This is a genomic window from Ruegeria sp. AB9 (assembly GCF_056542585.1).
In genome coordinates this window covers 42,987-65,615 of record NZ_JBQGAA010000017.1, presented here as the reverse complement: position 1 = coordinate 65,615, position 22,629 = coordinate 42,987, and the positions used below count along the sequence as shown (strand labels likewise).

Genomic DNA, 22,629 nt, shown 5'->3' with positions numbered 1-22,629 from the left:
GGAATCGCGCCCTGGCGCGATGGGGGGGCAGACAGCCCCCCCGTACCACTTCCGGGTCAGAGCCGCTCGATGGCGATGGCAATCCCCTGACCGCCCCCGATGCACATGGTGATCAACCCTTTGGACGCACCAGTACGTTCCAGCTCGTACAGTGCTTTCAGCGTAATGATCGCACCCGTGGCCCCAACCGGATGACCCAACGCGATCGCACCGCCGTTGGGGTTCACCTTGCTCGCGTCCAATCCAAGCTCCTGATTCACGGCCAGAGCCTGCGCCGCGAAGGCTTCATTGCTTTCGATCACGTCGAAATCTTCCGCTGACAGGCCCGTCTTCTTCAACAGGTTTTGCACTGCTGGAACCGGGCCGATGCCCATGACTTCTGGCCGCACGCCTGCATGCGCATAACCAATCACGCGCGCCTTCGGTTTCAAACCGGCCCTTTCGGCCGCATCCGCTGTCGCCAGCACCATCGCCGCCGCCCCGTCATTGATGCCCGAGGCATTCCCAGCCGTCACACGCCCGTCCTTTTTGAAAACCGGACGCAGACCGGCCAACGCTTCGGCGGTCGTCGCCTTTGGATGCTCGTCGACTTTGAAATCGACCATGTCCCGCTTGACCTTGACCTGAACCGGCGTGATCTGGCTTTCGAAGTATCCAGCCTTGATCGCCGCAGCCGCACGTGTCTGGCTGGCCATGGCGAACTCATCCATCTGTTCGCGGCTTATCTGATGTTCATCCGCTACGTTTTCGGCCGTCACCCCCATATGTCCTGTGCCGAAGGGGCAGTTCAGCGCGCCCAGCATCATGTCCAGCGAGGTGACGTCGCCCATCTTCGCGCCCCAACGCGCCTGCGGGACGATGTAAGGGCTTCGTGACATACTCTCTGCTCCGCCCGCGACGGCAAACTCAGCGTCGCCGAGCATCAACGACTGCACCGCCGAAACTATCGCCTGAGCACCCGAACCGCACAGACGATTCACGTTCATCGCCGGCGTGCCATTGGGAACGCCCGCCTGCATAGCGGCAACTCGCGACAGGTACATGTCACGGGGTTCAGTGTTGATCACATGACCGAACACCACATGCCCGATCTGAGCGCCATCTACACCCGAGCGCTCAAGGGCCGCTTCCGTTGCAACAGTGGCCAGATCAATCGGCGCGGTTGAAGCCAGCGCACCACCAAAAGTGCCAATCGCGGTGCGGGCACCGTCGAGAATAACGATATCGCTCATGAGCTACTCCTCCTGAATTTGACCACAGTATGCACGCGCAGAATCACACTGTCGCCCTAGACGTCCCGTCACAGGGGGAATTGACATTACATTACGCAACACGCATGGATTCCGTCATGACGGAAAACACAGACGATATCCTGAACCTTTTACCCGCCCGCTTGAAAGAGGCACGGCGGGCCAAGGGCCTGTCCTTGGAAGCAGTCGCCAATCTCAGCGGCGTTTCGCGGTCCATGGTCAGTCAGATCGAACGTGGAGAAAGCAGCCCGACGATCTCGACCCTGTGGAACCTGACACGCGCCTTACAGGTGGATTTTGCTGGTCTTTTGGAAGGCACAAAGGCCACTGACCAGATCGAGGTGCTCAGAAATTCCGAAGTGCCCAGTATCGACAATATGGGGCAGAATTGCCGAATTCTCATCTTGTCACCGCCCGAAGAGGCCGGAGGTCATGAAGTTTATGATATTGAGTTCGACGAAGACGGGGCATTGAACAGCCAACCTCACGCCCGAGGCGCGCGTGAACAACTCACTGTTCTGGAAGGCGCGGTCACAGTCACCTCGGGCAATGCCGTGGCTGAGCTGAACCAGGGAGACACCGCCCGATATGCTGCTGACATTGCGCATTCCATCTGTGCCAAAGGACCGGCCCGGGTTTTCCTGATCGTAAAGAACGCCTGATATCAGCAAATTTCCGCCTTCACGGAAATTTTTCCTTCATATTGTAATTCCCCTATTTGGGAAATTCATCCGCTATGTTAGATGTTCGACTCATTTGAACGGAGGTCGCAATGGCAGATGCATTCCTGTCCCATATCACGGACACACTCGCGCGGATCGAAGCTGAGGGTCTTTATAAACGCGAACGAATGATCACCTCGCCCCAAGGCGGTGAAATTACTGTGGGCGGCGAACAGGTGATCAACCTCTGCGCCAACAACTATCTGGGTCTGGCTGATCACCCCGCGCTGATCGAAGCCGCAACGAACGCGATGGGTCCGAAAGGCTTTGGCATGGCGTCGGTCCGGTTTATCTGCGGCACGCAGGACATACATCGCGAATTGGAACAGCGTCTTGCCAATTTCCTGAACAAGGATGACGCCATCCTGTTCGCCGCCTGTTTCGATGCCAATGGCGGGCTGTTTGAGCCTCTTCTGGGACCGGAAGACGCCATTATTTCGGATAGCTTGAACCATGCCTCAATCATCGACGGCGTTCGACTGTGCAAGGCCAAGCGCTATCGCTATCTGAACAACGACATGAACGACCTCGAAGCCTGGCTGAAACAAGCGCGTGAGGACGGGGCGCGGCACATCATGATCGCGACCGATGGCGTATTCTCGATGGATGGCTATCTGGCCAACCTGCCGAAGATTCGCGAATTGGCCGACAAGTACGATGCAATTGTCATGGTTGATGACTGTCACGCCACCGGTTTCATGGGCCCGAACGGTGCAGGAACACCGGATTATTTCGATGTAGATGTCGACATTCTGACGGGAACCTTGGGCAAGGCACTTGGGGGGGCAATCGGCGGTTATATCGCCGGGCCGCAGCCAGTGATCGACCTGCTGCGGCAGCGGGCGCGGCCCTATCTGTTCTCAAACTCGCTGCCGCCCTCCATCGTCGCTGCCGGACTGGAAGCGATCCGTCTGGTCGAAGAAGGCGACATGCTGCGCGCGCAATTGTTCGGAAACGCCAAGTACTGGCGCGCCGGTTTGGAAAAGCTGGGCTTTGACCTGCTGCCCGGTGAACACCCGATCATCCCGGTGATGCTGGGTGAGGCGACACTGGCGCAAGAAATGGCTTCTCGGCTGTTTGAGGAAGGCGTCTATGTTTCGGGGTTCTTCTTTCCGGTTGTCCCACGAGGGCAAGCGCGGATCAGAACACAGATGAATGCGGCTCTGACAAAGAATGAACTGGACCGCGCTTTGGCGGCTTTTGGCAAAGTCGGCAAAGAGCTTGGGATTATCGAATGATCCTGCCTTCGGTCATCGACGTGATCGGCGACACCCCAGTGGTTGAGCTGTCGCGCGTGTGTGCCCAGCTGAAGTTGAACGGGCGGATCGTAGCCATGCTGGACTACTTGCTGCCAGGTTTCTCGAAAAAGGACCGCGCGGCAAAGTCCATCGTCGAAACGGCGCGCGCAGACGGTACACTGTCACCGGGTCAAACGGTGGTTGAGTTGACCTCGGGCAATATGGGCACCGGGCTGGCTATTGTCTGCGGTGTTCTTGGGCATCCTTTCGTGGCGGTCATGAGCGCCGGAAACTCGGTCGAACGCGCGCGTATGATGCGGGCATTGGGGGCCGAAGTTGTGATTGTGCCCCAAGCCCCTGGCAGCAAACCCGGCGAAGTCTCCGGGGCTGATCTTGAACGGGTCGACGTCGAGGCCAAACGTATCACTGCAGAACGTAGTGCATTTCGTGCGGATCAGTTTGGTCATTCGGGAAACCCTAAAGCCCATGAAACTGGAACCGGGCCAGAGATCTGGGCGCAATCCCAAGGCGCCGTTACTGCATTCTGCGACTTTGCCGGATCTGGCGGAACGCTGGCTGGCGCGGCAGAGTATCTGAACCGGCACGGCGTGCGGTGCTATGCCGTAGAACCTAAGGGGGCACGCGCCTTGGCCGGCGAGACGGTTTCGACTCCGGACCACCCCATTCAGGGCGGCGGCTACGCCATGGGTGATCTGGTGCATCTTAAGGATACCCAATTGGCCGGGCACCTTGCAGTGTCGGGAGACGCCGCGAGAGACTGTACCCGGCTTCTGGCCCGAACCGAGGGGATATTCGCCGGCTATTCTGCGGGTGCAAACCTTGCCGCTGCGATTGAACTGCTTCGCGGCCCCGAGGAAGGCGGATGCGTCGCAATCGTGATGTGTGACAGCGGCCTGAAGTATCTTTCGACCGATTTGTGGGAGTAAACGCATGCGACCCAACACGATGAAAGCACTGGAAAAGTCCAGGCCCGAAGAGGGGCTGTGGATGGTGCGAGCCCCGGTCCCTGAAATTGGCCCGGATGAAGTGCTGATCCGCATTAACAAGACGGGGATCTGCGGCACGGACATCCATATCTGGAACTGGGACGAATGGGCCTCTCATACCGTTCCGGTCCCAACAATCACCGGCCATGAGTTTGCCGGGAAGATTGTTGAGATCGGACGCAATGTGACGGGACTGGAGGTCGGTCAGCGCTGCTCGGGCGAAGGGCATCTGATCGGCACGGACAGCCGCCAGAGCCGCGCAGGCAAGTTTCATCTGGACCCCGGTACTCGGGGCATCGGAGTGAATGAACAGGGCGCATTTGCTGAATACCTGAAACTACCCGCTTTCAATGTTGTCCCTTTGCCCGACGATATCACGGATGAGATCGGAGCCATCCTAGATCCGCTGGGCAATGCAGTGCACACAGCCCTCAGCTTTGATTTGTTGGGTGAGGATGTTTTGATCACGGGTGCGGGTCCGATCGGCATCATGGCCGCCGCTGTGGCTCGCCACGCGGGTGCTCGTAATGTGGTCATCACCGACATCAATGCTGATCGTCTGAAACTGGCAGAACATGTGGTTCCTTCGGTTCGAACTGTCGATGTGTCCACCGAAGATTTACAGGACGTTATAGCCGATCTTGGGATGAAAGAAGGGTTCGACGTCGGGCTTGAAATGTCCGGCTCACAAGCTGCCTTGGACCAAATGGTCGAGGCACTGGTGATGGGCGGAAAGATCGCACTGCTGGGGATTCCTCCGGGCAAATCTCCGGTCGACTGGTCACGCATCGTCTTCAAAGCGATCACGATCAAAGGCGTCTATGGGCGCGAGATGTTCGAGACGTGGTACAAGATGATCGCCATGCTGCAAAACGGTTTGGATGTGTCCCGGGTAATCACGCACCGCTTTGCGGTTGATGAATTCGCTGAAGGATTTTCAGCAATGAAATCAGGTCTCTCGGGTAAGGTTGTGTTGGATTGGACCTAACTCGCTGGAAAGTTACAACCTCAGCCCCTAGACAGGTGCAAGACTTGCACAAGGGAGGCATGAGATGGGCGAGGACAAAGACAATCGTCTGTTGCAACGTGGTATAGAAGACACCCTGGTTACCGATTTTGCCGAAACACATCGCAAAAGCTATGGCGACTTCCTGCAACTCAAGACACTGCTGAACCTGCAAAAGACGTTTCAGGATCCGGCGCAACCTGACGAGATGCTGTTCATCATCATTCATCAGGTCAGTGAACTGTGGCTAAAGCTGATGCACCACCAACTGGTCGAGGTGCGTCGGTTCCTGCAACAGGACGAGTTTGGCCCTGCCATGAAAAACCTCGATCGCATCAAGGCAATCCAGCGACAATTGATTGCGGCGTGGGAAACTCTGCTAACCATGACGCCCGCCGACTATATGACGTTTCGGCATGCTCTGGGCAGCTCTTCCGGGTTTCAGAGCTATGGGTACAGGCAGATCGAGTTCATTCTTGGCAACAAGGATGCCTCGACCCTGAAAGTGCACGAGCATGATCCTGAGGTGATGGAGATGCTGACCGCCGCCCTGACCAAACCATCTCTGTATGACGAAGTGCTGCAGATGCTGGCCCGACAGGGGTTCGATGTTCCCAAGGATCTGGTCGAACGGGATTATTCCGAACCCTATTCCGGCGATCCACGTGTGGTTCAGATCTGGGTCGAAGTATTTCGTAATACTGAGAAATACTGGGATCTTTATGCATTGGCCGAAAAGCTCATGGACGTGGAAAGCCTGTTTCAACGCTGGCGCTTTGACCACGCCACAGCAGTTGAACGTGTGATCGGAATGCAACCCGGTACAGGCGGTTCCAGTGGAGTGGCTTTTTTACGGAAAGCACTTGAGTTGCGATTCTTCCATGACCTTTATGACGTGCGGACGGAATTGATGTACAGCGGGCAGGACTAAGGCATGCTCTACCGCGGATTTTCACAAGAAGAACTGGAGCGGGAGTACTCTCCAAGCGCGATGATTGGTGGTGACCTGACCCCCTATCTTGCCAGTTATCAAGCGCTGAGTGCGCAGGCCCGTGCCGAGTTGCCCGTTCAGGAAAACCTGATTTATGGTGACAGCCCGACCCATGTGCTGGATTTCTTTCCCGCCAAAGGGGCTGGCGCAGCGTTGCATGTCTTCATTCACGGTGGCTATTGGCAGGATCTCAGCCAACGCGAATCAGCCATGATGGCCCCGGCGCTGATCGAAGCTGAACAATCGTTCGCTGCGTTGAACTACACGCTCGCCCCAGATGCGCGACTGGACCAGATGATCAACGAATGCCGCGACGCGCTTCTGTGGCTTGCCTCACAAGCCGACCTACTGGGGTTCGACCCGTCCCGGATAACCTTGTCGGGGCACAGTGCCGGTGCGCATCTGGCAACCATGGTCATGGCAACCTCGGCCGGCGCTTTGGCCCGCGCCGGGCTGCGCGTGCGCGATGTGCTTCTGATCAGCGGCGTCTACGATCTGGAACCCATCAGTATGACGTCTGTGAATGATCCGCTGCACCTGACTCCGGTCGAGGTGAACGATCTGTCACCGATCCGCAACCTGCCCCGGCCCGGGCCACGCTATCATGTATCAGTGGGGGAAAGAGACACGAGTGAGTTCATTCGTCAAAGCCGCGACTACGCTGAACGGCTGCGCAAGGCCGGACACTCGGTCAGCTTCGCCCTGGAGCAAGGAATGCATCATTTCGACATCATCATGCATTCCGGCACATTCTTACACCAGACGAAATAGGCGGTTCCACAAAAGAAAACAGCGGCCCGATCTGAGCCGCTGATTTTTTGATTTCCATCCTGTGCGGGATCAGTCCAGCGTACGCGTGACCTCTTCGCGCTCGAAGATTTCGATCACATCGCCCGCGCGGATATCGTCGTAGTTCTCGAACGCCATACCGCATTCCTGACCCGACTGAACCTCGGCCACTTCGTCCTTGAAGCGTTTCAGCGTCTTCAGCGTGCCTTCGTGGATCACAACGTTGTCGCGCAGCAGGCGGACGCCAGCCGAACGACGCGCCACGCCTTCGGTTACCAGACAGCCAGCAACCTTGCCGACGCCGGTCACCTTGAAGACTTCGCGGATCTCGGCATAGCCGATGAACTTTTCGCGGATCTCGGCGCTCAGCAGGCCCGAAGCGGCGGCTTTCACGTCGTCCACGAGGTCATAGATCACCGAGTAGTACCGGATCTCGACGCCCTTTTGGTTCGCAGTGTTCCGCGCAGACGCATTTGCACGCACGTTAAAGCCAAAGATCGGCGCGCCTGATGCTTCGGCCAGGCCGACATCCGTCTCGGTAATCGCGCCAACACCCGAGTGCAGGACGCGCACGCGCACCTCCTCGTTGCCGATCTTTTCCATCGCCTGAACGATGGCTTCAGCAGAACCCTGCACGTCCGCTTTCATCAGAATCGGCAGCTCGGTAACGTTTTCGTCTTCCTTGGCCTTCTGCATCAGCTGTTCGAGGGTCGTTGCAGCACCCGCAGCCGCGCGCTTGTCCTTGGCCGCCTGCTCGCGATATTCAGCAATCTCACGGGCTTGCGCTTCGGTCTCGGTCACGTTCAGAACGTCGCCCGCTTCCGGTGTACCGTTCAGACCCAGAACCTCGACCGGAACCGACGGACCAGCTTCCTTAACGCGGTCACCCTTGTCGTTGATCAGCGCACGGACCTTACCGTATTGCTCACCCACGACGAAGATATCACCCTGACGCAACGTGCCGTTCTGAACCAGAACCGTTGCGACAGGACCACGACCCACGTCCAGCTGTGCCTCGATCACGGCACCTTGGGCGGCGCGGTCGGGGTTGGCTTTCAGTTCCAGAATCTCGGCCTGCAGCGCGATGGCTTCCAGCAGTTCGTCCAGACCCTGACCGGTGATGGCGGACACTTCAACGTCCTGAACCTCACCCGACATTTTCTCAACGATCACTTCGTGTTGCAGCAGATCGGTGCGTACCTTGTCCGGGTTTGCATCCGGCTTGTCGACCTTGTTGATCGCCACGATCATCGGCACTTCGGCCGCTTTGGCGTGGTTGATCGCCTCGATCGTCTGCGGCATCACCGCGTCGTCGGCAGCAACAACCAGAACCACGATATCCGTGACCTGAGCACCGCGCGAACGCATCGATGTAAAGGCCGCGTGGCCCGGCGTATCCAGGAAGGTCAGCGTGGTGCCGCCATCGGTTTTTACCTGATAGGCACCGATATGCTGGGTGATGCCACCGGCCTCACCAGCAACAACACGCGCGTCGCGGATCGCATCCAGAAGCGATGTTTTGCCGTGGTCGACGTGACCCATGATGGTGATTACCGGCGGACGCGGCTGCAGATCGTCTTCGCTGTCTTCGACCTCTTTAATGACGTCTTCAACATCCGAATCGGATACGCGAGTGACCTTGTGGCCAAATTCTTCGATGATCAGCTCGGCGGTATCGGCGTCGATGGTCTGGTTCTGCGTGACCATCATGCCCATTTGCATCAGCGATTTGACAACGTCAGCCACACGCTCGGCCATACGGTTGGCCAGTTCCGAGACCACAATAGCCTCAGGCAGCTGTACGTCGCGGATCACCTTTTCCCGCTCAACGGTTCCGCCCATGGCTTTCTGACGCGCACGCTCCTGCTTGCGCTTCATCGCCGCCATCGAACGTTGACGCCCGCCTTCCCCGCCGGTCGCCTGACCCAGTGTCAGCTTACCGGAACGACGGTTGTCGTCGCGCCCTTTACCACGTCCGCGCTGTTCGCGTTCGCGGTCCTGTTTGCGCGGTGTAGCCGCAGGCGCAGGTTTGCTCGCCGGGCTGCGGGCCGCTTTAGGCTCTTCGGGTGCAGGTGCCGCTGCAGCGCGCTTGGCGGCTTCTTCAGCCTCTTTGCGCTTGCGCTCTTCATCCTCGGCCTTCTGGCGCGCGCGCTCTTCCGCTTCGCGTTGCTCGCGTTCTTTGGCTTCCTGTTCCGCTCGGCGGCGAGCACGCTCTTCTTCGCGCGCCTTTTCAGCGGCCTCGCGAGCAGCGGCTTCTTCAGCCTCGCGCGCTTTGGCAGCTTGCAACGCCTTCATGCGGCGCGCCATTTCCGCGTCGGAAATACCCGCAGGACGACGCGACGGATCACCCGAAGGTGCAGCACCGCCACCCGGCTTTGCCGCGCCCGGCTTGGGGACCACCACGCGTTTGCGTTTGGTTTCCACCACGACATTCTTGGTGCGTCCGTGGCTGAAACTCTGTTTCACATTTCCGGGGCGTGCCCCGCCACGAAGACCCAATGTCTTTTTGCCGTCATTATCGCTCATAAAGCTCTTTACCCTTCCGCGCGGCCCCTGCCGCCGTCATCCGTTTCGCGCAAGCCACGCAGGCGCTGCGCTTCCTCTACAACACGTTTGGCGAGTCCGCCAGAGGCCAAGGCCGCATGAATCACCGTTTGGCGCCCAAATGCCTGCCCTAATTCGTCTGCCGTCAGCCAACCGATGTATTTTCCAAAGTGCGGCGTACTGAGTTTGGACTTGCCGCGCCCCGATCCATCAATGGCCTGAATCAGCACCTGCGCCTCTTCCCGGTCCAGCCACGTCTTGACCTTTTCGTACCCGGCAACCGCGTCGCCGGATTTTCGCGCCAGACTGAGCAACTCAATCACACGACGCGCAATCTGTTTTTCGACCTCTTCGGTCAGGTCCTGAGGCACGGTCACCTGTGCCTTGAAACCCCGCGCAAACAGTTTCTTGCCAACCGCCTTGTCCAGAGCGGCGCGATCCGCCGCCACATAGACCCCACGCCCCGGCAGTTTCGCCGCGACATCGGGGAAAACCTGACCGTCCGGCCCCGTCACAAAACGGATCAGCCCATATTTGGGCTGAACTTCGCCTGTGGCGATGCACTTGCGCTCGGGCCCTTCAGACCGATCCTTATGGACGCCACCGCGACTCATACGCGCCACCCGAGACCTGAGATCAGGCCTCGACCTCCTCGTCTTCTGCCGCATCGCCGTCGACGTCTTCTTCCGCCTGCTCCAGCTCGGCCGGATCAACCCAACCCAGCAGGATACGCGCGGTCATGACCATGTCCTGCGCTTCTTCCAGCGTGATGCCGAAAGGTTCAAGTACACCGTCATCCTTGATGCGTTCGCCGTCGACCGTGGTCCAGCCACCGGCCAGTTCCCAGTCGGCGCAGGTTGCGAAGTCTTCCAAAGTCTTCACGTCGTCCTTGGCGAGTGCCTCTACCATCTGGGGTGTCAGGCCTTCAAATTCAATAAGGCTGTCCTCGGCACCCAGAGCACGCGCGGCATCCAGTGCAGCTTTGGCCTGTGCCTCCAGATATTCACGGGCGCGGGTCTGCAGTTCCTGTGCGGTGCCTTCGTCAACACCATCGATCACCAGCAATTCTTCTATCTCGACATAGGCCACCTCTTCGAGGTTGGTGAACCCTTCAGAGACCAGCAACTGAGCAAAGAACTCGTCCAGATCCAGTGTTTCCATGAACAGCTGGGTGCGGGCTTCGAATTCTTTCTGACGGCGGGCCGATTCTTCGGCTTCGGTCATGATGTCGATGTCCAGATTGGTCAGCTGGCTGGCCAAACGCACGTTCTGGCCACGGCGACCGATTGCCAGCGACAACTGCTCTTCCGGCACAACGACTTCGATCTTGCCAGCTTCTTCGTCCAATACCACCTTGGAGACTTCGGCGGGTTGAAGCGCGTTCACCAGAAAGGTCGGCTGGTCTTCGTTCCACGGGATGATGTCGATTTTCTCGCCCTGCAGTTCGTTCACAACGGCCTGCACGCGGCTGCCGCGCATACCAACGCAGGCACCAACCGGGTCGATCGAGCCGTCATACGAGATCACGGCAATCTTGGCGCGCGAACCGGGGTCACGGGCCACGGCTTTGACCTCGATGATGCCGTCATAGATTTCCGGCACTTCCATCTTGAACAGCTCGGCCATGAATTCCGGCGCGGTGCGCGACAGGAAGATCTGGTGGCCACGCACTTCGCGACGGACTTCCTTGATATAGGCACGCACACGATCATTCGGGCGATAGCTTTCGCGGCCGATCTTGTCGTTGCGGCGCAGAACGGCCTCGGCACCGCCCAGATCGACGATAACATTGCCGAATTCCTCACGCTTGACGGCACCGTTGATAATGGTGCCCGCGCGATCCTTGAATTCTTCATACTGACGATCCCGCTCGGCTTCGCGAACCTTCTGCAAGATAACCTGCTTGGCGGATTGCGCTGCGATCCGGCCCATTTCGACTGGCGGAACCTCTTCAACAAAGACGTCACCAACTTCGGGCGATTCCATATACTGTTTCGCCTGCTCGACGGTCATCTCGGCCTGATAGTTCTCCAGCTCTTCATCCTCGACCACGGTGCGGACGCGGGTAAAGGTCGCCTTGCCGGTCTTACGGTCGATCGACACGCGGATGTCCATCTCGGCGCCGTAACGGCTCTTGGCGGCACGGGCGAGCGATTCTTCCATCGCTTCGACAACCAGACCGGGGTCGATCATCTTTTCGCGGGCCACGGCCTCGGCGGTCTGCAGCAGCTCCAGCTGGTTGGCTGAGGTGATTGCCATCAGTTCGTCTCCTCTTCGGACCCTTCGGTCTCAATCTCGTCGAAAGCGTTTTCGTTCAGGGCACCAGCGTCTTTGCGCTGGCGCAGCATTTCCTTGATCAGATCATCGGTCAGGACCAGCTTGGCGTCGCTCAGCCAGTCGAATTGCAGACCGATTGTGATCGTCTCATCGCCCTCAGGGATGTTGATCAGAACCTCATCCCCTTCGATCCCGGCCAGTTCTCCTTTGAAACGGCGGCGGCCGTCGATCAGTTCAGCGGTCTCGATCTTGGCCTCATAGCCTTCGAAGGTCTCGAAGTCCTTGAGACGGGTCAGAGGGCGGTCGATGCCGGGGCTGGACACCTCCAGCGTATAGGCGTCAAGGATCGGGTCCTCGACATCCAGCGTGGCGCTGACCGCATTGGAAATCTCGGCGCAATCGTCCACTTCGATACCGCCATCGGGCTTGTCAGCCATGATCTGCAGCGTGGTCTGCTTGCCGCTCATCAGGCGGATGCGGACCAGCTCATACCCCAGATCCTCGATCACGGGGGTGATGATCTCGGCCAGTCGCCGGTCAATGGCAGCTTTGGCAATAAGGTCGTTTGTCATCAGGTTCTCTACCCTTCAGCCGGGCACAAAAAAACGGGCGCGCGGCCCGTCGAACTTTCCGGTGGAGCCCCGGACCGAAGCCCGACACGCCGCTGTTGAAACTGCATATACGCAGGATGGTCCGAGTCTGCAACCCCCGGCGGGATTGGCAATTGGAATTACACCATCCACCACCGTTCGGCGATGCGTCCGTCGTCCAATGCGCGCTGCGCCCCGATCTGGCGCGGCATCCCCACATGCGGGGCCACGGCCAGCGCCATTTCCGATTCGCTGGGGTGATAGCGCAGACCGCGCTGGCCCTTCAGATCATCGCTTTCGGGCAGGGCCGCTACATCCACATAACCGTCCCGCAGGGCCTCAGCCCGGACGCGGGCATCGGGAATGACAATGATCTCGAACGTGTCAGCCCACCCGGCGATGCCGTCCTTGTAATGTCCGGCAACCTTGCGGCCCAGGAAATGGCGATCATCCTCGGCCCGTTCGACACAATAGCAGCCGGTGCCATTGGCCGCGTGCAGAGGCGTCACACCCTGCTCGCCCCGCGTGATGACAAAACGGCTGTCGGCCAACAGAAAGGGTAGGCCCGGGTTGGCCGCAGCCAGTTCTAACCGCACCAAGTCAGGTGTCAGCGCCTCGGCCTCACCAACCTCGCGCAGCATCGAAACCACGTCGGCGACATTTAGCGCCGCGCCATCGTGGAACGCTACGTCGCTGCGAAGGTCAAATCGCCAGACGCGCGCGTCTGAATCGGCCTGCCAGCCAGTCGCCAATTCGCCGCGCAAGGTACCGTCGGGTGCAATCTCGGTCAGAGTGTCGAACACGGCCCCGCGGGCCACCTGTTCCAGACTGTCATCACGCGGCACCGCCAGCCGCAACGTACCTCCGGCCTTCGGCGTATCCGCCAACGAGGCCCCCGTTGCCGCCAGCAATGCAGCAGCGGCGCCAGAGGCAAAAAGAGCTCGGCGGTCAATTCGGGTCATGCCAAACCCTCCGCCACGCGATCCATGATTCGCACCAGTTCAGCGCTGATACCAGGCTCTGACAGGGCGTGACCCGCCTGACGAACCATCTTCAGCTCGGTGTTGGGCCAGCGTTCGGCCAGCGACCACGCGGCCTGGGGTGGACAGATCATGTCATAGCGTCCTTGCACGATGTGGCCGGGAATATGCGCGATCCGATCCATCCGGTCCAGAATCTGTCCGTCCGTTTCCAGAAACGCCCTGTTGGTGAAATAGTGATTCTCGAGCCGCGCAAAGGTGCGCGCGTATTCGCCGGGGCTTTCACCCACGGATCCATTGGTGTGGATCGAGGCCAGCGCATTCTCCCAATGCGACCAAGCACGGGCGTAAAGGATCTCCGTCGCACGGTCGCCCGAGAAAAGGCGCTTGTTATAGGCGGCAATGGTATCCGCAAGTTCAACCTCGGGCAGCAGTGAGGTGAATTTTTGCCATTGCTCGGGCCAGAACCGCCCGGCGCCGCCACCATAAAACCAGTCCAGCTCGGCCTGAGTCGCCAAAAACACACCGCGCAAAACCAACCGGCTGACCCGGTCGGGATGGGTCTGGGCATAGATCAACGCCAGAGTTGCCCCCCAGCTTCCGCCAAAAGCGATCCATTCTTCTATGTCGAACAGATTGCGCAGGCGTTCGATATCAGCGACCAGATGCCACGTCGTGTTGTCTTCGACCGAGGCCGTAGGGCGCGATCTGCCACATCCGCGCTGGTCAAACAGAATCACCCTGTATGCCTGCGGATCAAAATAACGCCGCATTGCTGGGCTGCAGCCACCACCCGGACCGCCGTGCAGGATCACAACGGGAATTCCATCAGGATTGCCGCATTGTTCCACATAAATGCGGTGCCCATCGCCCATATCGACCATCCGCTGATCGAATGGATCGATCGGCGGGTACAGATATTGAACTGCGCGCTTTTGGTCCGGGTACTTGTCCATTATGGCCCTATATAGTCCTTAAGCGTAAAAGAGCACACGGAGACAGGAATGCAAGCGCATCCGAACACAGTGGACCCGTCCGAGATCGCAAAATTCGAAGCGATGGCCGCGGAATGGTGGGATCCGCATGGGAAATTCAAACCTTTGCACATGCTAAATCCGTGTCGGCTGGACTATATCACACAGCAGATCGCCGGAGAATTTGATCGCGACCTGAAATCCCCGAAGCCATTCGAGGGCCTGCGCCTGCTGGATATCGGCTGCGGCGGCGGGCTGCTGAGTGAACCGATGGCCCGCCTAGGGGCCGAAGTCGTGGGTGCCGACGCCGCTGAAGGCAACCTGCCCGTGGCACGCATTCACGCTGAACAATCCGGGCTGGACATCGACTATCGCCACACCACGGCCGAGGACATGGCCGCCGCATGCGAGCAATTCGACGTGGTACTGAACATGGAAGTGGTCGAGCACGTGGCCGACCCGCTTGGCTATCTGGCCGCCACGCAGCAATTGTTGAAACCCGGCGGATTGCAGGTGTGTTCGACGATCAACCGCAACCCGAAATCCTATGCGATGGCCATCTTCGGGGCCGAGGTCGTCATGCGCTGGCTACCCCGCGGTACGCATGAATGGAACAAGTTCATCACCCCCGATGAGCTGTTCGACCTGCTGCGCCAAGCTGGGCTGGAGCCGGTGGACCGAAAGGGATTCGTGTTCAATCCGATCCTGTGGAGCTGGTCGATCTCGGACCGGGATTTGAGCGTGAATTATGTGACGGCGAGTGTGAAGCCTAGATAAATCTGCATTATGATGAAAATGATGAGTAACTGGACAAACAAGTGGTTTCTTCCGCTCTATGATCGAAACCCGTTTTTTGGAAGCGTGTTGGGCTTAGCGTGCATCGTTATTGCGCTGGTTGCGATTAGCGTGTTGATGCTTACGCTTGAAGAGATCATTGGAGTTCCAATGCCAATTTCCGGGTTAGTATTGGCGCCTATTCTCATTATGTTAATGAAGCCAATGTTTATGGTGATGTGCCTAGCGTGCGAGTTCCTATGGAGCAATTTTGGGGTTTATTCTCTTCTGAAGGTGAAGGGTTGCCCTATTCGCAACAGTTATGAGCCTAAGGACTAAAGAAAGTCGTCTCGCACCCTCAAAAACCCAGTGCTGGCGCAGAGTAATACCTTCCGCCCCTACTCCCCCTCCAACTGCAACCGCAAATCCCGCAGCACGGGCAGGGTGCTGCGCACCCGTTCCAGCCCCAGCTCTCCGACGACACGGTTGATCAGCGGGGCAATCGAGGAAATCGCCTGATCGCGCGCGCGACGGCCGGCGGGGCTGATCGCGACCATCTTGCGGCGGGCGTCGTCCCAGTCGGGGCGGATGTGGATGTATCCGGCCCATTCCAACTTGGCCAATGTGTTGGTCATCGCGCCGCGTGTGACATGGAAGGTGTTGGCCAGTTGCGCCGGGCTGCGCTCGTCGGCGACAAAAGCCAGATGATTCAGCACCGAGAAATGCGAAATTTCCATGCCCTTGGGCAGCACCCGGCTCAGCCGGTTCCGCAACAACTGATCTGCGGTCAGGATCTCGCTGAACAGCGTGACCGCAAGGGCATTGGTGTCTTCTGTCATTGTTCAGTTCAGTCAGGGTCCAGTGAAAGACCGAGTGTGAGTCAACGAAGGCACGCGACCGCGCGCCTCTGTCACAGAACTATCATCCAAATCGAAAATGTGAATGCCCGGATCTGTGCCTGCGTCGATCAGCACCTCTCCCCACGGGGCGACAACCATGCTGTGGCCGTAAGTATATCGCGTTTTTCCGCGCTTCTTCGGGTGTTCCCCCGTTTGCGCGGGGGCCAACACCCAACACCCGGTCTCAATCGCCCGGGCCCGCAACAGCGATTCCCAATGCGCGGCACCGGTGACCGGTGAAAACGCAGCAGGCACAGTCAGAATCCGTGCGCCCGCCTGTGCCAAAGCCGCGTACAGGTATGGAAAACGGATGTCATAGCAGATGGTCAGACCCACATTGCCAAAGTCGGTCTCGGCAATGACTGCTTTTCCTCCGGGGCGGTAGTTTTTTGATTCGCGGAACGTCTCGGTCTCGGTGACCTGTACGTCGAACATGTGGATCTTGTCATAACGCGCCGTGATCTGACCCTGTGGGTCGATCATGAAGCACCGATTCGCGAACCTGCCATCAGCGTCATGGGTTTTGATGCCCAGTGATCCGATCAACAACCACACGCCCAGCTTGGCGGCCTGGTCCCGCAGACCAGCCAGGGCGATGTCGTCTTCTTCGTGCTGCAGTACTTCGTTTTGTCGCGTCGTACTTGTTGACACGCAATTCGTGACTTCTGGCGTCAGGATAAAGCGCGCGCCCCGCCCGGCCGCTTCGGCCATCATGGCGCACACCATGTTCAGGTTTTCAGCCGGATTGTCCGAAGAAGTGATCTGCAGCAGCGCGGTCTTCATCAGGCTGCGAGCAGACGGTCAAGCTTGCCTTGCCGCTCCAGCTCATAAAGGTCGTCACAGCCGCCCACATGTTGGGTTCCAATAAAAATCTGTGGCACGGTGCGTTTGCCGCCTGCACGTTTGATCATCTCGGGTTTGCGCTTGGGGTGCAGTAGAACGTCAACTTCCTTGAATTCAACGCCTTTCTGCTTCAGCAGGCGCTTGGCCGCATGACAAAAGCCGCAGAGCGGCGAGGTATAGATTTCTACGGGCTTCATTTTCCGTTCCCTTTGGGTTTCGTGCAATCTTGGGCGAATTAGGCATCCTTGGCAACGCGTGCCAGTGCCAACACGAAAATATGATTTGCCCCTGCGGCCTGACATGCACGCGTACAAGCCGCCAGCGTTGCGCCGGATGTCATAACGTCATCCACCAGCAAGATGTCCCTGCCCTTCAAGTGCTGTGAGCGTCTGGGATGGATGCCAATTGCACCTTCCAACGCTTTACGCCTCTCCTGTGCTGTTTTCCCGTCCAGCACCGGCGTCCGTCGTTTTCGCACCAGCAGATCCGGGACGCATTCCAATCCAGTTTCTCGCCTCAGGTTTTGAGCAATCAGCGCAGACTGGTTGTAGCGCCGTTTTAGCAGTCGCGACCAATGCAACGGCACCGGAGCAATCACCATTCCAGGCCGCAGAAGCTCGTGCCCGGTCTGCGCCAACCACCGCGCAGCGGGTCGGGCCAGTTCAGGCCGGTCACCATGTTTCAGGGCCAGGATCAATGACCGTGCCTTCCCGTCGTACAGCAACGCGGCGCGGCCCGCCCTCCAGGGTGGCGGGGCTTTCAGGCAATCGTCACACTCAACTCGAAACCCATCTGCATCACCAATCACTGGCACACCACAGCTTTCGCAAACCGTACCACCGATGAATGGCGTGTCGCGCCAACAGGCCCCACACAGGCCGAAATCGGAATCCGTCAATTCTCCGCAGCCCATGCAACGCGGCGGATAGATCAATGCAAGGATGGTTTGAATCCGCTGCGCGATGCGATACTTGCGACCTATGAAACTGCCCGAGCCCACCGCACCCTCTCTGTTCGACCGCAAGACCATTCTGCTTCACCGCGCCCGCGCGCAGGACGAAGCCTTGTTCCTGCACCGTACCACCGTAGATGAAGTTCAGGATCGTCTCTCGATGGTTAACAAAGCCTTTACGGCGCCTGCGGTTGTGACGCCATTCCCACAGCTTTGGACGGGTGTTTTTCCTGATGCCGCCGTCATCGCTGATGACGACGTGCTGGCGCTGCAACCCGGCACGTACGATCTGGTGATTCATGCGATGGCGCTGCATTTGGCCAATGATCCGGTCGGACAGCTGATCCAATGCAACAGGGCTTTGAAACCAGACGGGTTGTTGCTGGTTGTGTGCCTGGGGGGTGAGACCCTGAACGAGTTGCGCGCTGCATTGGGTCAAGCCGAAATTGAGGTCACGGGCGGGCTCAGCCCACGCATTGCGCCTATGGCTGAGTTGCGCGATCTGGGCGGTCTTCTGCAACGGGCCGGTCTGGCATTGCCCGTGGCAGATGCCGTACCGCTGGCGGCAGAATACCGCGATATTTGGCATCTGATGCGCGATCTGCGGGGCATGGGCGAGACCAACGCCTTGTCTGCTCGGCTGAAGCGCTTGACAGGGCGGGCCGTGTTCAAGGCCGCGCAACGTATCTATTCGGATCACTTTTCGACAGAATCAGGCCGCCTGACCGCAACGTTCGAACTGATCTGCCTGACCGGGTGGTCCCCTGATGACAGCCAACCCAAACCTTTGCGCCCGGGTTCAGCCCAAATGCGCCTTGCAGACGCCTTGCGTACGGAAGAGGGCAAACTGCCGGATTGACGCGCAACCAAATCCCTTTATCTCAGGCCGGAACACCAAAACTCAGGAATTCCCACATGTTTGATGCCACTCGCCCCGCTCATGCCCCTGCCGACCATCCAAAGGTCAAGATGGGTCGCGTTGGCATTTTGCTGGCCAATCTGGGCACGCCGGATGATTACAGCTACTGGCCGATGCGCCGTTATCTGAACGAGTTCCTGTCGGATCAGCGGGTCATTGATTATCCGAAATGGAAATGGCAACCGATTCTTCAGGGGATCATCCTCAGCAAGCGCCCATTCAGTTCGGGCGAAGCTTATAAATCGATCTGGAATCACGAAAAGGGCGAAAGCCCGCTGATGACGATCACCAAAGATCAGACCGCCAAACTGCGCGACGCGATGCAGGATCGTTATGGCGAGCAGGTGATGGTCGATTTCTGCATGCGCTACGGCAATCCGTCGACCAAATCCAAAGTTCGCGAGATGGTGGCCGCGGGCTGTGACCGTATTTTGTTCTTCCCGCTTTACCCGCAATACGCCGGCGCAACGACAGCCACCGCCAATGACCAGTTCTTTCGTGCGCTCATGGACGAGGCCTGGCAACCTGCCACGCGAACCGTACCTGCCTATTTCGACGAACCCGGTTATATCGACGCGCTGGCACAATCGGTTGAACGTGCTTATGCCGCGATGGAAACGAAACCTGATATTCTGGTCTGTTCGTATCACGGCATGCCTGAACGGTATCTGCAACAGGGTGACCCCTATCATTGCCAGTGCGCCAAAACGACCCGCCTGCTGAAAGAACGGCTGGGATGGTCAGATGATCAGCTTGTTTCGACATTCCAGTCGCGATTCGGCCCCGAGGAATGGCTGAAGCCCTATACGGTGGATCATGTGGCGGATCTGGCGAAGCAAGGCAAAAAGAACATAGCGGTCATTGCGCCCGCATTCTCAGCCGACTGCATCGAAACGCTGGAAGAGATCAACGAAGAGATCAAGGAAAGCTTTGAAGAAGCTGGCGGCGAAACCTTCGCCTATATTCCCTGCCTTAATGACGACGCGGCGCACATAGCCGCATTGGGCAAGGTAGTCGAAGACAATTTGCGTGGCTGGCTGGACTAACAGGCACGGCCTAGGAAAAACAAAAAAGGCGGTGGATTGCTCCACCGCCTTTTTCATGAATTCCGTGTCGAATTAGCTTGCAGCAACAGCAGCAGCAACAACAACCAGCAGGATCAGCGGCAGCAGGATGCCTTGCGACGAACCCTGAGTTTCTTCAACAACAACCGGTGCTTCAACAACCGGCTCTTCCAGGTTGCCAGCATATGCGGTCGAAGCAGCAGCAGTCAGTGCAGCAGCGAGAACGAGTTTCTTCATATTAACCTCCAGAATTTGCACAGTTCCAATGCCCGGAACCGCACATCTAAGACTTACCTCGTGGTTTTTTCTAATCAGCATTAACGCCGGAATGCAATTGCAACTTGACCGCTAAGCGGGTTCCCACACGAAAATGTCGTCATATTAGCAACACTTGCGTGCCGACCTTCGCCATTGAGAACAGCTCGGCAATGTCGTCGTTGAACAGGCCAATGCAGCCATTCGACGACCGCCGCCCAATTTTACGTGTGTCGTGCGTTCCGTGAATACGGTAGTACTTCCAACTCAAGTATAAAGCGTGTGTTCCCAGCGGGTTATCCGGGCCCGGCGGGATATAGTCAGGCCATTCCGGGTTTCGCTTTTTCATGGACGGCGTCGGAGACCAGCTTGGGCCCTCAACTTTACGTATCACGCTGGTACGCCCGCGACGGGTCATTTCTTCGGTCAGAGGAACCGATGACGGGTAGAGTTTGTATATAGTTTGATCATCTGACCAATAATGCAGCGCCCGTGACTGTGTATCTACCAGAATGGCCCCATTTCTGGTGTTTGAGAAATAAGGTTTCCAGTCCAATGCCCGGAATCCTGAAACATTGCGACGTACAGCTGGCTCAGGCTCGGGCGCAGGGCGCAATGGATCCCCGGGTATGTACTGCGCCAGCGCAGGTGTTGCCAGCGTGGCAGAGGCTCCTGCCAGAAAACTCCGGCGAGTGGACAAGAGAATGCGCTTTTTGACCATGACAACGGGTCCTGTGTTTTGGTGAAGTCTGAAATCCGGGACATTCTATTGCCAGAATGCTTCAGTCGCAAATCAAACCGGCAGAATCACGCAAGTAAAGGCTATTGCGCGTTTGCCCAGAGCCGTCAGGCGCGCTATGCCGTGTGTTGACACAATAATCAGGTCGATCATGACGCGTATCGTTTCTTTATTCTTGATTTGCTTTGTCGCGCTTGCGGCATGCACAGACACTGGCCCCACGACCTTTGGCGCGGATGGCCGCCCTTTGCCAACGGTTTATAAGATCCGCGGCAATCCGGAAAAACTGCAATTCCGGATGCTTGATTCGGTCAATGCCTTGCGTCAGGCACAGGGCCTGCAATCTGTACAGCTGAACTCGCAGCTGAACGCTGCCGCAGCGACTCATTCCAAGGACATGGCCCGGCAAAACCGGCCCTGGCACTTTGGATCGGACGGCTCCTCTCCGATTGATCGGGCTGCACGGGTCGGTTATTTCGGCACATTCCTGGGTGAAGCCATTTCCGAGACCTACGAAACCGAGACGGAAACCCTTGCCGCGTGGATGCAGGAGCCCGGGCCGCGATCCGTCATTATGGACCCAAAGGCGACTCAGATGGGATTCGCCTGGCATCAGGAGAACGGCGGCAAAATCTGGTGGACCCTGGAAATGGGAACCGGCGGCTGATCCGAAGACAGATGCAATAAAAAGGCCCCCGGTTTTCGGGGGCCTTTTTTTGAGGATTACGCCGCTTGCATGGATTGTGCTTCGGTCAGGATCGCATATAGCTTGACCGGATCGGGGTTCGCCCGAAGCTTGGTGCACACCGACGTATCCCGCAGCGTGCGTGAGACAAGAGCCAGCGCTTTAAGATGATCAACTCCCGCCTCTTCCGGTGCAAACAGTGCAAAGGCGATGTCCACGGGCTGACGGTCAACCGACCCGAAATCGATGGGCTTTTCCAGCATGACGAACACACCCGAGACCGAATCAAGCTCGGGCAGACGTGCGTGCGGCAGTGCCACGCCATGCCCTACACCGGTTGGGCCGAGGCTTTCCCTCTCAAGCAAGCAGTCGACGACCGCCTGAGAATCGAGACCCAAGTTAGCGGCTGCTACATCGCCAATTTCCTGAAACAGCCGCTTCTTGCTGGAAGCGGCGGATAGTACACGTACTGCTTCGGGCTTCAGTATGCTCGAAAGCTCCATGATCACGCTCCATGGCGCCGCACCCGCCTCGGCGGATGCGGCCCCGTATCCTTGCCTGTTACGGATCGATCCAGCCGATGTTACCGTCTTCGCGACGATACACGACGTTCAATCCATCCTTGTTCTCATTTCTGAACACCAGCACCGGGGCACCGGCAAGTTCCATTTGCATCACGGCTTCACCAACACTCAAAGATGGAATTTTTGTTTCCATCTCAGCCACAATCATGGGCTGCAGCGACTCAGGTTCATCAGCCGCGTCCGATTCGTCAGAGGCGAGGATATAAGAGGACGCCCCAAAGAGTTCAACCGGCTCGGACCGATCCTTATGGTGGTCCTTCAGGCGACGCTTATAGCGACGCAGTTGTGTTTCCATTTTATCGCAGCATGCCTCGAACGCCGCATAAATTTCGGTTGCATGCGCCTTGGCCTGGGCGGTCAGCCCCGTGGACAGGTGCACCGTTGTTTCGCATACATATTCATGCGCCGAACGGGAAAAGACGACGTTGGCGTCCGTAGGCCGCTGGGCATATTTACCCACTACCTCGCCCAGTTCGGTCTGCACGTGTGTCTGCAGCGCCGCACCGATGTCGATCTGTTTTCCGCTGATTTGGTAACGCATGTGATC

General features: G+C 58.1%; 25 protein-coding genes. 10 read left to right on the top strand and 15 right to left on the bottom strand.

The genetic code is table 11. The annotated features are described in order from the left end of the window. Positions 1-56: 56 nt before the first annotated feature. Entirely contained in the window at positions 57-1,232 is a 1,176-nt protein-coding gene (locus ACR0K5_RS22190; RefSeq protein ID WP_480631720.1) for an acetyl-CoA C-acyltransferase family protein, read from the bottom strand. Positions 1,233-1,348: 116 nt separating this feature from the next. On the opposite strand from ACR0K5_RS22190, the gene ACR0K5_RS22185 reads away from it, so the two are divergent. The 6 genes from ACR0K5_RS22185 to ACR0K5_RS22160 all read left to right on the top strand — a co-directional run bounded on the left by ACR0K5_RS22185 (position 1,349) and on the right by ACR0K5_RS22160 (position 6,985). Beyond that, complete coding sequence (locus tag ACR0K5_RS22185) at positions 1,349-1,912, top strand: helix-turn-helix domain-containing protein (RefSeq protein ID WP_480631719.1); 564 nt, start codon at positions 1,349-1,351, stop codon at positions 1,910-1,912. Positions 1,913-2,022: 110 nt separating this feature from the next. After that, positions 2,023-3,210, top strand: coding sequence for a glycine C-acetyltransferase (locus tag ACR0K5_RS22180; RefSeq protein WP_480631718.1), 1,188 nt, complete (start codon positions 2,023-2,025; stop codon positions 3,208-3,210). Next, entirely contained in the window at positions 3,207-4,157 is a 951-nt protein-coding gene (locus ACR0K5_RS22175) for a PLP-dependent cysteine synthase family protein (RefSeq protein WP_480631717.1), read from the top strand. Before ACR0K5_RS22180 ends, ACR0K5_RS22175 begins: the two co-directional genes overlap by 4 nt. 19 nt (positions 4,158-4,176) lie before the next feature. Then, on the top strand, positions 4,177-5,205 hold the full coding sequence (tdh, locus tag ACR0K5_RS22170) for an L-threonine 3-dehydrogenase (RefSeq protein ID WP_480631738.1): 1,029 nt from the start codon (positions 4,177-4,179) through the stop codon (positions 5,203-5,205). A 64-nt stretch (positions 5,206-5,269) separates the two neighbouring features. After that, positions 5,270-6,154, top strand: coding sequence for a tryptophan 2,3-dioxygenase (locus tag ACR0K5_RS22165; protein WP_480631716.1), 885 nt, complete (start codon positions 5,270-5,272; stop codon positions 6,152-6,154). Between the two features lie 3 nt (positions 6,155-6,157). Then, a complete protein-coding gene (locus ACR0K5_RS22160) occupies positions 6,158-6,985 on the top strand; it encodes an alpha/beta hydrolase (RefSeq protein ID WP_480631715.1) in 828 nt (275 codons plus the stop codon). A gap of 69 nt (positions 6,986-7,054) precedes the next feature. Here ACR0K5_RS22160 and infB read toward each other — a convergent pair whose 3' ends face one another. From infB to pip, 6 genes are all read right to left on the bottom strand, one after another. Then, entirely contained in the window at positions 7,055-9,529 is a 2,475-nt protein-coding gene (gene infB, locus ACR0K5_RS22155) for a translation initiation factor IF-2 (protein ID WP_480631714.1), read from the bottom strand. Positions 9,530-9,537: 8 nt separating this feature from the next. Continuing rightward, positions 9,538-10,161, bottom strand: coding sequence for an RNA-binding protein (locus ACR0K5_RS22150; RefSeq protein WP_480631713.1), 624 nt, complete (start codon positions 10,159-10,161; stop codon positions 9,538-9,540). Positions 10,162-10,183: 22 nt separating this feature from the next. Further along, positions 10,184-11,806: a transcription termination factor NusA gene (gene nusA / locus ACR0K5_RS22145; RefSeq protein WP_480631712.1), complete on the bottom strand. Its 1,623-nt coding sequence runs from the start codon at positions 11,804-11,806 to the stop codon at positions 10,184-10,186. Next, the gene (gene rimP, locus ACR0K5_RS22140; RefSeq protein ID WP_152459779.1) at positions 11,806-12,396 is read right to left on the bottom strand and encodes a ribosome maturation factor RimP; all 591 of its coding nucleotides are present in this window, start codon (positions 12,394-12,396) and stop codon (positions 11,806-11,808) included. The genes nusA and rimP overlap by 1 nt, the downstream gene beginning before the upstream one ends. Positions 12,397-12,554: 158 nt before the next feature. After that, on the bottom strand, positions 12,555-13,376 hold the full coding sequence (locus ACR0K5_RS22135) for an ABC transporter substrate-binding protein (protein ID WP_480631711.1): 822 nt from the start codon (positions 13,374-13,376) through the stop codon (positions 12,555-12,557). Then, positions 13,373-14,350 (bottom strand): prolyl aminopeptidase, encoded by a 978-nt coding sequence (gene pip, locus ACR0K5_RS22130; RefSeq protein ID WP_480631710.1) that lies wholly within the window; start codon positions 14,348-14,350, stop codon positions 13,373-13,375. Before pip ends, ACR0K5_RS22135 begins: the two co-directional genes overlap by 4 nt. Before the next feature lie 48 nt (positions 14,351-14,398). On the opposite strand from pip, the gene ubiG reads away from it, so the two are divergent. Further along, positions 14,399-15,145: a bifunctional 2-polyprenyl-6-hydroxyphenol methylase/3-demethylubiquinol 3-O-methyltransferase UbiG gene (gene ubiG, locus ACR0K5_RS22125; protein WP_480631709.1), complete on the top strand. Its 747-nt coding sequence runs from the start codon at positions 14,399-14,401 to the stop codon at positions 15,143-15,145. Positions 15,146-15,540: 395 nt separating this feature from the next. Here the strand turns inward: ubiG and ACR0K5_RS22120 are convergent, their stop codons facing one another. From ACR0K5_RS22120 to ACR0K5_RS22105, 4 genes are read right to left on the bottom strand one after another with little or no spacing between them, the layout of a single operon-like run. Continuing rightward, on the bottom strand, positions 15,541-15,981 hold the full coding sequence (locus ACR0K5_RS22120; RefSeq protein ID WP_480631708.1) for a MarR family winged helix-turn-helix transcriptional regulator: 441 nt from the start codon (positions 15,979-15,981) through the stop codon (positions 15,541-15,543). Between the two features lie 12 nt (positions 15,982-15,993). Further along, on the bottom strand, positions 15,994-16,824 hold the full coding sequence (locus ACR0K5_RS22115; RefSeq protein ID WP_480631707.1) for a carbon-nitrogen hydrolase family protein: 831 nt from the start codon (positions 16,822-16,824) through the stop codon (positions 15,994-15,996). After that, entirely contained in the window at positions 16,824-17,081 is a 258-nt protein-coding gene (gene grxC / locus ACR0K5_RS22110; protein ID WP_480631706.1) for a glutaredoxin 3, read from the bottom strand. Before grxC ends, ACR0K5_RS22115 begins: the two co-directional genes overlap by 1 nt. Before the next feature lie 38 nt (positions 17,082-17,119). Then, a complete protein-coding gene (locus tag ACR0K5_RS22105) occupies positions 17,120-17,884 on the bottom strand; it encodes a double zinc ribbon domain-containing protein (RefSeq protein WP_480631737.1) in 765 nt (254 codons plus the stop codon). Between ACR0K5_RS22105 and ACR0K5_RS22100 the strand changes: the two genes are divergently transcribed. Beyond that, a complete protein-coding gene (locus ACR0K5_RS22100; protein WP_480631705.1) occupies positions 17,865-18,695 on the top strand; it encodes a methyltransferase domain-containing protein in 831 nt (276 codons plus the stop codon). The two genes, ACR0K5_RS22105 and ACR0K5_RS22100, sit on opposite strands and share 20 nt — an antisense overlap. A gap of 56 nt (positions 18,696-18,751) precedes the next feature. Continuing rightward, on the top strand, positions 18,752-19,801 hold the full coding sequence (hemH, locus tag ACR0K5_RS22095) for a ferrochelatase (protein WP_480631704.1): 1,050 nt from the start codon (positions 18,752-18,754) through the stop codon (positions 19,799-19,801). A 72-nt stretch (positions 19,802-19,873) separates the two neighbouring features. On the opposite strand, the gene ACR0K5_RS22090 is transcribed toward hemH, so the two are convergent. Beyond that, on the bottom strand, positions 19,874-20,056 hold the full coding sequence (locus ACR0K5_RS22090; protein ID WP_117870963.1) for a hypothetical protein: 183 nt from the start codon (positions 20,054-20,056) through the stop codon (positions 19,874-19,876). A gap of 139 nt (positions 20,057-20,195) precedes the next feature. Then, positions 20,196-20,795, bottom strand: a complete 600-nt coding sequence (locus tag ACR0K5_RS22085; RefSeq protein WP_480631703.1) for a L,D-transpeptidase — start codon at positions 20,793-20,795, stop codon at positions 20,196-20,198. A gap of 169 nt (positions 20,796-20,964) precedes the next feature. On the opposite strand from ACR0K5_RS22085, the gene dalA reads away from it, so the two are divergent. Further along, complete coding sequence (gene dalA, locus ACR0K5_RS22080) at positions 20,965-21,480, top strand: divisome-associated lipoprotein DalA (RefSeq protein WP_480631702.1); 516 nt, start codon at positions 20,965-20,967, stop codon at positions 21,478-21,480. Positions 21,481-21,536: 56 nt separating this feature from the next. Here the strand turns inward: dalA and ptsN are convergent, their stop codons facing one another. Continuing rightward, positions 21,537-22,001, bottom strand: a complete 465-nt coding sequence (gene ptsN / locus ACR0K5_RS22075) for a PTS IIA-like nitrogen regulatory protein PtsN (protein ID WP_117872900.1) — start codon at positions 21,999-22,001, stop codon at positions 21,537-21,539. 58 nt (positions 22,002-22,059) lie between these two features. Then, a complete protein-coding gene (gene hpf, locus ACR0K5_RS22070) occupies positions 22,060-22,623 on the bottom strand; it encodes a ribosome hibernation-promoting factor, HPF/YfiA family (protein WP_152459767.1) in 564 nt (187 codons plus the stop codon). Between the last annotated feature and the right edge of the window lie 6 nt (positions 22,624-22,629).